Origin of the sequence: Microcoleus sp. w1-18aA5 (assembly GCF_036701705.1) — a bacterium.
Lineage (GTDB): Bacteria > Cyanobacteriota > Cyanobacteriia > Cyanobacteriales > Microcoleaceae > Microcoleus.
The window spans coordinates 61,620-75,421 of sequence record NZ_JAUPTE010000018.1 but is presented as its reverse complement, the minus strand read 5'-3'; the positions used below and the strand labels follow the sequence as shown (position 1 = coordinate 75,421).

General features: G+C 46.4%; 11 protein-coding genes. 7 read left to right on the top strand and 4 right to left on the bottom strand.

Going from position 1 to position 13,802, the window contains the following annotated elements; translation table 11 throughout:
- Positions 1–142 precede the first annotated feature (142 nt).
- Together Q5691_RS09500 and Q5691_RS09495 are read right to left on the bottom strand one after the other, a co-directional pair.
- Entirely contained in the window at positions 143–1,456 is a 1,314-nt protein-coding gene (locus Q5691_RS09500) for a dihydroorotase (protein WP_333344624.1), read from the bottom strand.
- 225 nt (positions 1,457–1,681) lie between these two features.
- Entirely contained in the window at positions 1,682–3,043 is a 1,362-nt protein-coding gene (locus Q5691_RS09495) for a histidine phosphatase family protein (RefSeq protein ID WP_333214823.1), read from the bottom strand.
- Between the two features lie 241 nt (positions 3,044–3,284).
- Here Q5691_RS09495 and Q5691_RS09490 point away from each other — a divergent pair, with 241 nt between their 5' ends.
- From Q5691_RS09490 to Q5691_RS09460, 7 genes are all read left to right on the top strand, one after another.
- Entirely contained in the window at positions 3,285–4,877 is a 1,593-nt protein-coding gene (locus Q5691_RS09490; protein ID WP_333214822.1) for a type II CAAX endopeptidase family protein, read from the top strand.
- A gap of 353 nt (positions 4,878–5,230) precedes the next feature.
- Positions 5,231–5,443 (top strand): hypothetical protein, encoded by a 213-nt coding sequence (locus tag Q5691_RS09485; RefSeq protein WP_333214820.1) that lies wholly within the window; start codon positions 5,231–5,233, stop codon positions 5,441–5,443.
- 94 nt (positions 5,444–5,537) lie between these two features.
- Positions 5,538–5,885 carry an NINE protein gene (locus tag Q5691_RS09480; RefSeq protein ID WP_333214819.1) on the top strand — a complete coding sequence of 116 codons (348 nt, stop codon included), beginning with the start codon at positions 5,538–5,540 and terminating at the stop codon, positions 5,883–5,885.
- Positions 5,886–6,021: 136 nt separating this feature from the next.
- Positions 6,022–6,759: a helix-hairpin-helix domain-containing protein gene (locus Q5691_RS09475; RefSeq protein WP_333253885.1), complete on the top strand. Its 738-nt coding sequence runs from the start codon at positions 6,022–6,024 to the stop codon at positions 6,757–6,759.
- Positions 6,760–6,784: 25 nt separating this feature from the next.
- Complete coding sequence (locus tag Q5691_RS09470) at positions 6,785–7,267, top strand: DUF29 domain-containing protein (protein ID WP_333214817.1); 483 nt, start codon at positions 6,785–6,787, stop codon at positions 7,265–7,267.
- Between the two features lie 292 nt (positions 7,268–7,559).
- Positions 7,560–8,570: a chlorophyll synthase ChlG gene (gene chlG / locus Q5691_RS09465; protein WP_333214815.1), complete on the top strand. Its 1,011-nt coding sequence runs from the start codon at positions 7,560–7,562 to the stop codon at positions 8,568–8,570.
- 241 nt (positions 8,571–8,811) lie between these two features.
- Positions 8,812–11,394 (top strand): PBP1A family penicillin-binding protein, encoded by a 2,583-nt coding sequence (locus Q5691_RS09460; RefSeq protein ID WP_333214835.1) that lies wholly within the window; start codon positions 8,812–8,814, stop codon positions 11,392–11,394.
- A gap of 23 nt (positions 11,395–11,417) precedes the next feature.
- Here the strand turns inward: Q5691_RS09460 and Q5691_RS09455 are convergent, their stop codons facing one another.
- Together Q5691_RS09455 and Q5691_RS09450 are read right to left on the bottom strand one after the other, a co-directional pair.
- Complete coding sequence (locus Q5691_RS09455; RefSeq protein WP_333344621.1) at positions 11,418–12,866, bottom strand: 16S rRNA (cytosine(967)-C(5))-methyltransferase; 1,449 nt, start codon at positions 12,864–12,866, stop codon at positions 11,418–11,420.
- A 115-nt stretch (positions 12,867–12,981) separates the two neighbouring features.
- Entirely contained in the window at positions 12,982–13,698 is a 717-nt protein-coding gene (locus Q5691_RS09450; RefSeq protein ID WP_333344619.1) for a Uma2 family endonuclease, read from the bottom strand.
- Between the last annotated feature and the right edge of the window lie 104 nt (positions 13,699–13,802).

Here is a 13,802-nt window from a genome sequence, read left to right as displayed (position 1 = left end):
CTTCTTTCTCTTTCTTCGCGCCCTTCGCGACTTCGCGGTTCGTTAAATAATTCCCAATTCCAACGGTCAATCCATTGGAGATTTGAGATTTGAGATTTGAGAACTGATAAATCCGGGAGTCCCTAACCAAATTGCTTGATTGTCAATTAATCCAGGTTTGTACAACTTTTCCCGCTAATTGCTGTCCCAACCAAGGCGTATTTGCCGATCGCGACTTCAGACTTGGCCCGTCAACAGTCCAACTCATTTGCGGGTCGAACAAAATCAACTCAGCAGAGACTCCCGGTGCAACCGTGGCGGGGGTTTGTCCGAGACAAACGGCCGGCCTGGTACTCAACACTCGCCACAGTTCTAAAGCTGAAAATTCGCCAGTTTCTACCAGTCCGTGCCATAGCAAAGGCAAAGCTAATTCCAAGCCCATCGCCCCGGGCGGACTATCAGCAAAAGCCACAGTTTTCTCCTCATAAGTATGCGGATTATGGTCGATTGCGATCGCATCAATTACGCCATCTTTCACAGCTTGAATCAGCGCTAATTGGTCGCTGAGATTCCCCAACGGCGGTTCTAGGCGTAAATTCGGATCATAGGGCAACGAAGCAGTCAGAGCATTTTTCCCGCCGGCATCTTTAGAATTTCCTGAAATTGCCCCGACATTCAACAGCAAGTGCATCCAAGTCACACTCGCAGTCACCGGCAAACCCCGCGCCTTCGCATCCCGAATCAATTCCACGCTGCGCGCTGTAGAAACACGCATGATGTGCACTCCTGTGCCCGCAGATGCCACCAACTCCAGGATTGCCGCCAAAGCCGAAGTTTCCGCACTCGCCGGAATTCCAGGTAAACCCAAGCGCACCGACACCGCACCCTCCCTCACCGCGCCATTTCCTGCCAAAGTTCGATCGCACGGCCACAAAGCCACAGACTTACCCAAAGGCTTGATATACTCCAGCAAACGCCTCACCAGAGCCGGATTAGACAGCGGCAAACCGTCTGCAAAACCCACCACTGGACAGGAAGCCAGCTCGCCCAACTCTGCCATCTGCTGCCCTTTAACGCCCGCTGTCAGCGCTCCCCAAAAATACAAGCTGGGCAGCCCGGGCGGCAAATTGCGGATATGTTGCTGCAACAAAGCTAAACCGGCCAAATTGTCAACAGGTGGCGAGGTATCCGGCAAAATCGCCACTCGCGTAAAACCCCCAGCCGCTGCAGCCTGCATCAAAGATTCCAGGGTTTCTCGATCCTCAAAGCCCGGTTCTCCGCTGTGACTGTAGATATCAGTTAACCCCGGCCCCAAAATCAGTCCCTGGCAATCCCGCACTTGGGTGTCAGCGGGAAACTCAGCAATTTTTTCTGCAATGGCTTCGATCTGGCCTTCGGTAATTAGAGTATCAGCGATGCGATCGCTCCCTGAAACTGGATCTAGCACTCGTACATTTTGTAGCAGTTCGCGGCTCATATAACAGAAGGAAGAAGGAAGTTCGGCAACGGATTATGTAACGGATGTAACGGATGTAATGGATGTCAGGAACATGGAAGAAGCAATCCACGGCATTAGTTTCAGGAATTAAGAACTTCCTAAGCGTCGGGCGCGGTTGTTATCCAAATTCAAACATTTTTCAGGCGCGAACCCGTAGCGGTGGGCGTTTCTTCCGCTACGGGTTCGCGCTCAGCACTTTACTAATTAGAGTGCTCCGGCTGCTGTTTTGTCAAAAACGCCGCCGCTCAAATGAGTTGTGACATTCATCGCTTGTAATACCGGCAAACCATCGGGGCCGTGGGGATAATCAATCACGCTAACGGCTCCGTTTCCTTGTTTGAATTTCCAGAAATGTTCTGGTTCCAAACCGAATAGGTGGCAGAGAATTGCTTTGTTAATGGCATCGTGAGCAACTACAATCCCAGTACCAGAAACAGATTGTACAATTTCGCGCCAAGCTGCGATCGCTCTCTGCCAAACTTGCTGCAAATTCTCTCCTTCCGGCATTTGCACTGTTTCAGGAGATGTTTTCCATTCTGCTAGCAAACCCGGATAGGATTGTTCGATTTCTGATTCAAATTTTCCTTCCCAAAGTCCGTGGCTGATTTCTCTCAAGTCATCGCGCAGTTCCAGTTGCAAACCGCCGTGATACTTGAGAATAATTTCCGCAGTTTCTTTCGGGCGCAGCATGGAACTGCTAATCGCAAAATCTAATTTTACATCCTTGAGAAATTCTGCCGCCCGCCGGGATTGTTCGCGGCCGTTATCGTTGAGAGGTACGTCAATTTGCCCTTGAAATTTACCTGCTTTATTCCAGTCGGTTTCGCCGTGACGCACCAGCAACAAGCGCGGGCCTTGGTGTCCGTCCCTCGGTTTGGGAAAAATTTCCCCGGTATGGGAAGTTAAATTCAGGGATTCTAATTGAACTGGAACTTTCTTTTTTGGCTCTCCTGGCTCGTCGGTGGTAACAGGGGAATATCCAAAATTAAGGACGCTAATGCCGCAATTTGACTGCTGAATAGATTGGTAGTAATTCGGGTTAATTTCCGACGCTGTAGCGATGAGAGCGCGGTTGATTCCGTTATGACCTACTACTAGAATTGTGCCGTCCCGGTGGCGCGATAAAAGTTCTTGCCAAAAATGACGGGCGTTAGCAAAAATTGCCAATACGGGAAAGTGTTCAATTTCTCCGTCAGCAGATGGCAGTTTCATGGAAAATTTGTCTGGCTGTTTTTGCCACTGCTGATATGCTTCGGGGAATTTGTCGATCGCATCTTGACGCAACATTCCTTCCCACAGAGGCAAATCGATTTCCATCAAATTATCAGTTGGCTGGAGTTGTGGCGGATTTGTCAAGCGCGACAGGATGATTTCCGCTGTTTCTTTGGCGCGTTGCAGGGGACTGGTATAGATGGCATCAAAGGCGATACTGCTGAGTGTGTCGCCTACTTGCAGGGCGGTGTTGCGGCCTGCTTCTGTCAAAATTGATTTATCGAGGCGGCCTTGGATGCGGCGTTCTTGATTGTAGGTGCTTTTGCCGTGACGGACTAAGATAATGCGAGTCATTCGATTTTAGATTTTAGATTTTAGATTTTAGATTTAGCCTGTTACCGCGCTTCGGGTGCGCGGTGCACGCCTTACCCATACATGGCGAGTCAAGGATTTGTGGCGTGAGTCTTGTTGAGGCGAGTCAAAAAGATGAGCCAGTGAAATTTTACCAGTTGTCGGGATACTCTCGTCTGCAACGACCTATGATTAAAGACGGAAAAGATTTAGCCACGGATTCGCGCGGGACGGAAAAGCAGTAATGACACTGAAGCGGGTTATTTTAGGTATTTTAACGGCGATCGCGATCGCCCTGGTCGGTTTATCTTTACTTGCTAGTTGGAATCAGCCGCAAATTCAAAGTCGGCTGGAACTCTACCAGACAAATTTGCTGCTGCACGCCTCGGAGTGGCAAGGAGAAAATAATCAGAGTGCTAATTTAAGTTCGGCGCGCAACAATATTGTCGGTGCAGATCCTTTAAATACGGCTTTGACGCAATATCAAGAAGCGCGAGACTCGACTCGCAAAACTCTCGAAACAACTCAAGCACAAGTTAAACAAATTCAGTCTGCCATCGCCTCTAAGTCTGAGGATAATACTCTGAATTTGGCTCCAAATAAGGCTGCGTCAGAGTCGATCAATCAACAGTCAGTGCTGCTAAACGAACTTGACTTGCGATTGGGAATTTTGCAGGCAAGCAGTGGCAAAACTGAGGTGGCTATCCAAACTTGGACAAATTTAGTTGAGCGCTACAAAACTAAAAGTGATGACGATTCTTCGGTGGTAACTGCTCAAGTTTTAACTGGAATTTGGAGCAATCCGGCTCAACTACTGCCGGATGCCGAGCCGCGCATTCAAAAGTCTTTGGATGGCTGGTTTCGCTATCGCGCTCTCGCTCAACTTTACAAGCTGCAAGAACGTTCTAAAGAGCTGGTGGCCCTGCAAGCAGCAGAGCAAGTAATGGCCCAGCAAGCTGTAGAAAAGTTGGCAATTATAGTTGGCGTTCCGGCGATCGCACTTTGTATTGGCACGGTTTTGTTGGTTGGTTTGACGGTGCAGTGGTTGTTGCAGCGGCAGCAGTTAGATACAGCAGGTTCCGGCCCGCTGTTGGCGCGAAATGCGAGCTTGACTTGGGATGTGCCTTGGGACGGTGAGATTGTTTGGCAAGTACTTGTGGTCGGCTTTTTCTTTGTCGGCCAAATCTTGATTCCCTATTTGTTGCTGCCGGTTTCTCTGGCTGTTTTAAAACTCAATCCTGCTACTTTTGACCCGCGCGACAAGGCTTTTTATATCTTTGCGACTTATTTGTTGCTGTCGGCTGGGGGGCTTTCGGTACTGTATTTTTCGGTCAAGTCTTTTTTGCCTTTGCCTGAAGGTTGGTTTCGGATTAATTTGCGGGGAAATTGGTTTTTGTGGGGATTTGGCGGGTATTTTGTTGCTTTGCCTTTGGTAGTTTTGGTGTCGCTGATCAATCAGCAATTCTGGCAGGGACAAGGTGGCAGTAATCCGATTTTGCCGATCGTTCTCGAAGGTAGGGACAACGTGGCTTTGGCGGTGTTTTTCGGCACTGCTGCGATCGCGGCTCCGGTTTTTGAGGAAATCGTGTTTCGGGGCTTTCTGCTGCCTTCTCTGACTCGCTATTTGCCTGTTTGGGGGGCGATCGCAGCTTCTGCTTTCTTGTTTGCTGTGGCTCACTTGAGTGTTTCTGAGATTCTGCCTTTGGCGACTTTGGGTGCGGTTTTGGGGTTTGTGTACACGCGATCGCGCAATCTCCTTGCTCCTATGCTTCTCCACAGTCTTTGGAACAGCGGTACTCTCCTGAGTCTGTTTCTTTTGGGCGGCGGCGCGAGTTAATTCGGGCGGTTGTTAATAATTGTGAATTAACCGAGTTTTTTTGACAGTTTTCGTGGGGGCGATCGACTCTTGCCAAACACAGCATTAGGGTGATCGGTGCGCCCCTGATATCTAGTCCGGTAAAATAACCGGAATTTCATTAGGGGCGGGTTCATCCTAATCTGTAATATCAGCCACAGATCCAGATATACCCGCCCCAGTCACTTACTTTAGCGGAAAAACCTGGTTTAACATGGAAGTAATATCTTGTGGGCTGATGATTGAGAGACTGGCGCGGGCGATCGCACCAAACGGAAGTTGACAATCCGGCTAATTTATAGCTAAATTTTAATTTAGGATGAGGCTTAAACCCAATGAGCAATTTGAATAGCCACAAGTTAGAGGGAACGCCGAGTTGGATGCGTTTCGCACCCTACGCAGCCTTGGGCATTTTAATATTTTCTCTCAATTCAGGCAGCGAACTAAATTATTTCTTGAGAGGCTACTTGGTCATTCTACAAGCTCAAGTCGGTATCGTTCTGCTGTATTTTGCGATGTCTAAGTTTCGCAAAAACCCAAATAAATGAGTAAAAATTAGTAAGATTACTTAGCTCGATCGTTAAAGGTCGAGGGTTAAAGGTCGATCGCAGAAGTTAAAATAAAAAACTGGGGAAAGTAAAAATGGTAAAAGATAAAACCGTAGCAGTTGTGTTAGCTTTCTTTGTAGGAGGTTTCGGAGTTCACAAATTTTATTTGGGCAATAACTTAGCAGGGGTATTATACTTGCTATTTTCTTGGACATTAATTCCGTCACTGCTCGCATTTTTCGATTTTATCGGCCTGCTGCTGATGTCGGAACAAGCTTTTCAGGTTCAGTACAATGGTGGCATGTTGCCGTCGGGGTATGCCCTCAGAGCGGCAAAAGATGTAACCGGGGCGATCGGCGAATTGAAAAAACTTTACGATATGGGCGCAATTACCGCCGAAGAATATGAAGAAAAACGCCAAAAACTGTTGCGAGAATTGTAATTAAGAAGGAAGTTCGGCAACGGATTAGCTTTCTTCGGATGTAACGGATGTCAGTTCGATGGAAGAAGGAAGAAGGAAGAAGGAAGAAGGAAGAAGGAAGCCCACTATTAAAAAAGTGGGAGTGAAATAAGAAAGTGTGAGAACACAATTATTTAAGGATAAAATTAAAGTGTCTCAAGATTTATACTGGCTGCGTCAAACTCCAAATTGGGTGTGGTATGCTTTTATTCCCTACTTCGGCGGATTGGCGATCGCCTATGCAGGCCAAAAGTCAAATATTCGTAGTTGGATGGGATGGGGTGTTGCAATTACTTTAGCAGCACTAGCGGTATCTTCTTCAACTAATTTGGGTACGATCGTGTGGATCGCTCAAATTGTTACTGCTTTTAGTTTGAAAAAGCGCTATCTGATCAAAACCGCACCTAGAGGCTTACTGGTTCCTGCAACTGCGACAAATGCCGAAGAACTAGCAAACGTGCGCGGCAAAATAGATATTAACGAGTGTACCAAAGACGATATGGTCAGAATCTTGGGTTTGCCGATCGTCTACGCCAACGATATTGAATCTCTGCAAAACGAAGGCTACATTTTTACCCACGCCGAAGAGTTATCAGAAATAGCCGGAGTTCCCGAAAGTCACGTCAGACGAATCGCCCCGATGATTTGCTTCAGCTACAATTATCAAAAAGAATTGCAGTTTACTTGGAAACGGTTAAATATTCTTTCGCCGGAAGAGTTGATAGCCAGCGGTTTAGATCGATATGTTGCGGAAAAAATAGTTAGAGAAAGGCAGAGAAAAGGCGCTTACAAATCAGTTGTCGAAGTCAAGCGACGGACGGGACTGCCTTTTGATTCCTATCGCCATATTTGTTAATTTCAGTTGTTAGCACGAACAGCTTATGACAACAAAATTAGAAGTTGAACCACAAAAATTGTATGATACAGATTACCTGAGATGGATGGAAACCACTGTGGAAAAGTTGCGGGTTCGTGACTATTCAAACATCGACTGGGAAAATCTGATTGCAGAAATAGAAGACATGGGGCGAAGTGAACGCCGGAGTTTAGAGAGTAATCTGGTGGTAATTCTCCTGCACTTGCTCAAGTGGCAATTTCAACCGGATCAAAGAAGCGGTAGTTGGAAAGGCAGCATTGTCGAACATCGCAGACACATTCGCCAAGCTCTGAAAGATTCCCCCAGTCTCAAACCATATCTTGAAGAGGTATTGGCTCAATGCTATGCGGATGCAGCAGAACAAGCAAGCGCTGAAACTGGATTGCTTGTAGAGACGTTTCCGAAATTATGTATCTACACTGCTGTCGAGGTTCTAGATTCTGAATTTTTGCCAGATTTTCTGCCAGATGAGATGATTCAAGGGTAGTATGGCAAAAAACTCGATCGCCTCATGGTAATTGACATTAAATGCACCTGCTGGTAAAAAATCTCCCCCTGCAGGCGGCCTCAGCGAAATTATAAAAAAAGTATTTATCCTCTTGACATTTCCACAAAAAAATGATATCTCAATATATTGTGAAACTCCTACTTTTCCTTAGCATCAACTCCAAGCCAGGGTAAGTTTTCAAGAATCTGCCTTAAATATCAGTGGTAAGCTATCTGAATTATTATTGAAATGCAAAACGACGCAATAGTAGCAGTACCGCTAACATCACATTATGTCTGACTCTCCTCCATCCCAAATCTCCCCAGAAGCTGCACCGGAAAGTGCTGCTACCGAAAACCGCAGTGCCAAAACTAGGCAACTGTTGGGCATGAAAGGGGCCGCTAGCGGAGAAACTTCTATCTGGAAGATTCGCTTGCAATTGATGAAACCGATTACCTGGATTCCCCTAATTTGGGGCGTGGTATGCGGGGCTGCGTCTTCTGGGAACTATGTTTGGAACTTAGAGAATTTCTTGATCGCAGCAGCTTGTATGTTGATGTCAGGGCCGTTGCTGACCGGGTACACTCAAACTTTGAACGATTTTTACGATCGCGAAATCGACGCCATTAACGAGCCCTACCGTCCGATTCCCTCCGGTATCATCTCGATTCCCCAAGTAGTAACGCAAATTTTGGTATTATTAGCGGCTGGCATTGGGGTGGCTTATGCTCTAGACTTGTGGGCGGGTCATGAATTCCCGATAATGACTGTTTTGACTCTCGGTGGCGCGTTTCTAGCTTATATCTACTCTGCGCCTCCGCTGAAACTGAAGCAGAATGGCTGGTTGGGAAATTATGCCCTGGGTGCTAGCTACATTGCCCTGCCTTGGTGGGCGGGTCAAGCTTTGTTTGGTACACTAGATCCGACGATTATGATTTTGACCCTGTTTTACAGTTTGGCAGGGCTGGGGATTGCGATCGTCAATGATTTCAAAAGTGTTGAGGGCGATCGGCAATTAGGGTTAAAATCTTTGCCAGTGATGTTTGGCATCAGCACCGCAGCTTGGATTTGCGTTTTGATGATCGACATCTTTCAAGCTGGGATTGCAGGCTACCTGATCAGCATCCACCAAAATCTTTACGCTGTCATTCTGCTGCTGCTGATAATTCCCCAAATTACTTTTCAGGATATGTACTTTTTGCGTAATCCCCTGGAAAATGATGTTAAATATCAGGCAAGTGCTCAGCCTTTCCTGGTTTTGGGTATGCTGGTAGCAGCCTTGGCACTGGGTCATGCGAGTTAAGCAGAGTTTTGAGGTTTGAGTTAAAAATTTTTGAATTCAAAAAATCTAATTCACCTCTCAAAAAAATACCAAGTTCTGCAGCGTTAAGAAAAGTTTTGAATTTTTAGTTTTGAATTAAAAAGTTTTTAATTCAAAAAAGCTAATTCAAGGCAGCGTGTGTTATTCAAGAAAAAATGTCGAATTAAAAATTAAGAATTGAAGAAGGCTAGCTTTTTTAATTTTTAATTTTTAATCGGACTTGATGAGGTTTGAAGGTCTGAACGTGGCAGAATTTTTCTCAAATATCAAAGATACATTGAGCAAAGTCACTAACGCAATAAGCGGTAATTCCGATCGAGAACCGCCGAAGGCTGCGAAGGGTAATAAGCTCAACTCGCCGGAATCAGAGGCGGAATTTTATCCACGGAAAAAGGATGAGCGATCCGAGTATGTGGTATCAGAAGATGCTGCGCCTCTAGAAGAGTCAGAATATTTAGAGTCAGAATATTTAGAGTCGGAATATTTAGAGCCAGAATACGCTCGATATCCAATAGTCAAGCGCAATTGGCAAGGGTTGAAGCGCTTAATTGCTTGGTTGGAAATTGAACCTCAAGTTACCAGCTTGCAAACCAAGGGAAAAGAATTGTTGCGGCCGGGATTAAGTTTGCTGGGAACTAAATCACCCCAAAAATCGGATAGTAGCGAATTGCCGGAAAATAGCGCATCGCCGAACACCCAACTGCAGATAAATACGGCACTACAGGAAAATAGCTCACCGCAGGAAAATACTAAAAAACGTATCCCCCGCCGCCCTAGATTTTGGATAAGTTTAGGTGTGGCAAGTATAGGCGGGGGCGCTTTAATCTACGGTTTATGGATTTTGTACACATTAGACAAAGGTTTGCCGGATGTTAACGATTTGTCAGCGTTTAACCGCGACGGAACGCTGACAATTAAGGCGGCAGATAATACGATTTTGTTGCAGTCGGGGCCTGCAACTAGAGATAAACTGAAACTTCAAGAAATTCCCGAACTGTTGGTTAAAGCTTTTATTGCGATAGAAGACCGCCGTTTTTACCAACATCGCGGGGTGGATTATCAAGGTATTGTGCGATCGATTGTTTCTAATTTGATAGCGAGAGATTTAGTGCAGGGCGGCAGTACAATTACGCAACAATTGGCTCGCGTTGTTTTTCTTAATCAGGAAAGAAGTATTAGGCGGAAGGTTCGGGAAGCTCTTTTAGCTCAGAAAATAGAGCGGGAGTTGAGTAAAGACCAAGTTTTAGAAAGATATTTAAATCTGGTTTATTTGGGTTCGGATGCCTACGGAGTGGCAGATGCAGCTTTGGTTTTCTTTAGCAAAACAGTCGATAAATTAACTTTGGCAGAGATGGCAACTTTGGCGGGTTTGCCGCCGGCACCGAGCGAATATTCGCCTTTAGTTAATCCTGATATTGCTAAGCAACGCCGCAATCTTGTGCTGCAACAAATGCAGGAAGCAAAGGTAATTACAGAGGCTGAGGCGAAGGAGGCGATGGCGGAACCTATTGCCGTTAAACCAAGTCCGCCGAAGCGATTTAAAGTAGTCGCACCTTATTTTGCTAGTTACATTCGGAAGGAATTGCCGCGCTATGTTTCTCAGGATGCTTTGGAAGCTGGCGGTTTGACTGTTGAGACGACGGTGGACTTGAAGTGGCAGAAAATAGCGGAAAAGGTGGTTAAAGATGCGATCGAAGTTGATGGCCGCCGTCAGGGTTTTGAACAGGCCGCTTTAGTTTCTATGGACACTAAGACTGGGGAAGTTAAAGCCCTGGTAGGAGGGGGAAATTTTAAGGAAAGTGAATTTAATCGTGCTACCCAGGCTTTGCGGCAGCCCGGTTCGACGTTTAAAGGGTTGGTTTATGCCGCGGCGATGGCGGCTGGTTTTTCTCCCTATGACGGTTACGAAGACGAACCAATTATTATCGACGGCTATCAACCGAATAATTATGGCAAAAAATTTAGCGGTTGGCGATCGATCTCGGATGCTTTGACACGTTCGGTGAATGTCGTAGCTGTGAAGGTGTTGATGGATGTGGGTTTTGAACCGGCCATAAAAGTAGCCCACGATATGGGAATTAAGTCGAAATTGAGTCCGATTTATTCCCTGGCTTTGGGTTCTTCGGAGGTGAATTTGCTGGAGTTAACCAATGCTTACGGTACTTTAGCAGCCCAAGGAAATTTTATTGAAGCCCACGGAATTAAGCGGGTGATTAATCAGCGGGGAGATGTGATTTATCAGGCTGATTTTAAACCGAAGCGGGTTTTGGATAAGGATAGTGCTGCGATTACTACTTGGATGTTGGAGGGTGTTGTGCAAGACGGTACGGGGGGGCCGGCGGCTTTAAACGATCGCGCTGTAGCAGGCAAAACCGGTACTTCGGAAAATGTCAGGGATTTGTGGTTTATTGGTTACATTCCACAGGTGGTGACTGGGGTTTGGCTGGGGAATGATGATAATTATCCGACTTGGGGAACTAGCGGTACGGCTGCCTACAATTGGCGCGATTTTATGAGTCAAGCTGTTAAGGGAATGCCCGTTGAGAAGTTTCCGAAGTTGCCGAAGTTGGAGGGTCGCAAGGGCAGTATTAAGGCAAAACCGGTGGAGCCTAAGAGGATTATTCGCGGGATGATTGTGAATGAGGATGGGGCGATCGTGCCTTATAATCCTAATCCTGAACCGAAGTATTACCCACCGCAAGAGCCTGCTTATCAAGAACCTGCTTATCAAGAACCTGCTTATCAAGAACCTGCTTATCAAGAGCCTGCTTATCAAGAGCCTGCTTATCAAGAACCGGGATATTAAACTATCGGTTTGTAGTAAGGACTTTAGTTTTTTTTCAATTGCTTTAGCCTCACCATAAAAAAGCCGTCCATGTGATGTCTGTGTGGCCACACTTTCACCCATCCTTCGGGTGATGGCTGTACTGGTAAATCAATTGTTGGGGGTTCTATTTGCCAGTGAGGATTGCTGTCTAAGAACGATCGAATAACTGTTTCATTTTCCAACGGATGAATTGTGCAAGTTGCATAAACTAATACGCCGCCGGGCTTGACAAATGTCGCTGCATTTGCTAGCAATTCCGATTGCAGTTGGGATTGTGTTTGAATGTTTTCCGGCGTGTGTCGCCAGCGGGCGTCGGCGCGGCGGTGGAGGGTTCCGAGGCCAGAACAAGGTGCGTCTAGTAAAACTCTGTCTGCGAGGTTAACAAACTCTGGGAAATGGCGGCTGTCTCCGGTATGAATTTTAATGGATTTCATCTGGAGTCTGTCTGCATTTTCTTTAAGTTTTTTGAGTCTGCTGGCGGTTTTGTCGCAGGCATAAATAGTACCTTCATCCTGCATTAATTCGGCGCTGTGGGTGGTTTTTCCCCCCGGTGCGGCGCAGGCGTCGATGATAGTTTCCCCTGGCTGGGGCGCTAGTAAATGGGTGACTAATTGAGCGCTGCTGTCTTGGATTGTCCACCAACCTTCGCTGTATCCGGGAAGGTTTTGAATTGCGCCGATGCTGCCATTTAGTCTTAATGCTTGCGGCAACTGTGGGATTCTGCTAGTTGAGATGTTGTGGGTTTTGAAGGCAGCTTCAATTTGGGCGATCGAGCTTTTTAAGGGATTGATTCTCAGGTCAATTGTGGGGGATTGGTTGAACCATTCACAGAGTTGTTCGGTTTCGGTTTCGCCTATTTGTTCGATCCACAATTCTATTAGCCAGTCGGGGAAACTGTGGATAATTCCTAAGCGTTGGACTGGGTTTTCGGGTAATTTTAGGGAATTAAAACCCCCCCCAGCCCCCCCTTGGTAAGGGGGGGAGTTAGAGGTAGTTTTAGTTTCTGCTTGCTGAGGGGAATTTGCAACACTCTTAGCCCCCCCTTGGCAAGGGGGGGTTGGGGGGGTTAAACGGGTATATTCTCGCAACAAACCGTTGACAAAACTGCTGAGTCCTGAAAACCCGTTTTCTTTTGCTAGTTGAACGGTGGTGTTGACGGCGGCGGAGGGGGGAATCTGGTTGAGATATTCGAGTTGATATAAGCCTAAATGTAGGATGGTGCGGAGTTCGGGCGGTTGTTGGGAGGATTTCTTGGTGGCTAGTTTGTCGATGATGAAGTCGATCGATCGCATTCTCCTGACGCTACCGTAAACTAATTCTGTGACTAAACGCCGATCGAGGTCGTTGAGTTGAGAATTGCTGAAAGCGCGATCGAGGGCGGCATCTGCGAATGCACCTCGGCGGTGGACTTCGCGGAGTGCGAGAAAGGCTATTTGGCGGGGATTTTGCATAATTAAGATATGGGGGTCTAGAAACCGGGTTTTTTACGATAAGATGCGTTACAGCCCGCAGATTTGGTGAAAAACCCATTTTCCGAGCGCCCGTGATTCGAGGACTATTATAATCTCAAATGTCCTCTGGATTTATGCCCATTTCTCGGAGTTTTTCTGAAAGGCGATCGGCTTTTTGCTGTACTAACTCTTTCTCCTGTCGTTCTTGTTCCCTTTGTTGTCGTTCTTGTTCCATTTGTTGCTGCGCTTGTTCCATTTGTCTTGACAACTCCACATAAGACAAAAACTTTAGTCCGTCAGGACGATAAATTTCCAAGTCTCCCGATGCAGTTTCAAAACGTGTCTGCAAACGCGGACTTACCCAACCCTCCATTGATTCAATATAGTTGAGTTTTCCGTCACTTCGCACCCAACCCATTAACTCATTATCCTCTGGATCGTAGACATAATATTCTTCGACTCCATAATTATCGTAGAACTTAAACAGCTTAAACATTGCTGTCATGCGGTTGCCGGGGGAGATGATTTCAAAGACAACTTGCGGCGCAATATTATTTTCAAGCCACTGTTGGTAGGAACCTCTGTCACCTTTGGGTCTGCCAAAGACTACCATTGTATCAGGTGCTTGGCGAGTTTTGTTATCTCCTTCGACGGGATACCACAGCAAATCACCTGCTACAAAGACATTTTCGTTGTCTTTGAATAAGGCATCTATTCCGCCTTGAATTTTTACTATTAATTGGAACTGTTTGGTATTGTCAGACATTGGTTTTCCGTCGCTGTCTGGGTAGATGATTTCTGGCAAAGTTTGAGTAGGAATTGTTGTTGTCATGGGGATGACTCCATTGCTAGTAGCATCAATTTCTATTTTATACCTATTTTATAGGACTTACGCAGGGGGCCCAGAAACCGGGTTTTTCACGAAAAGACTTCGTT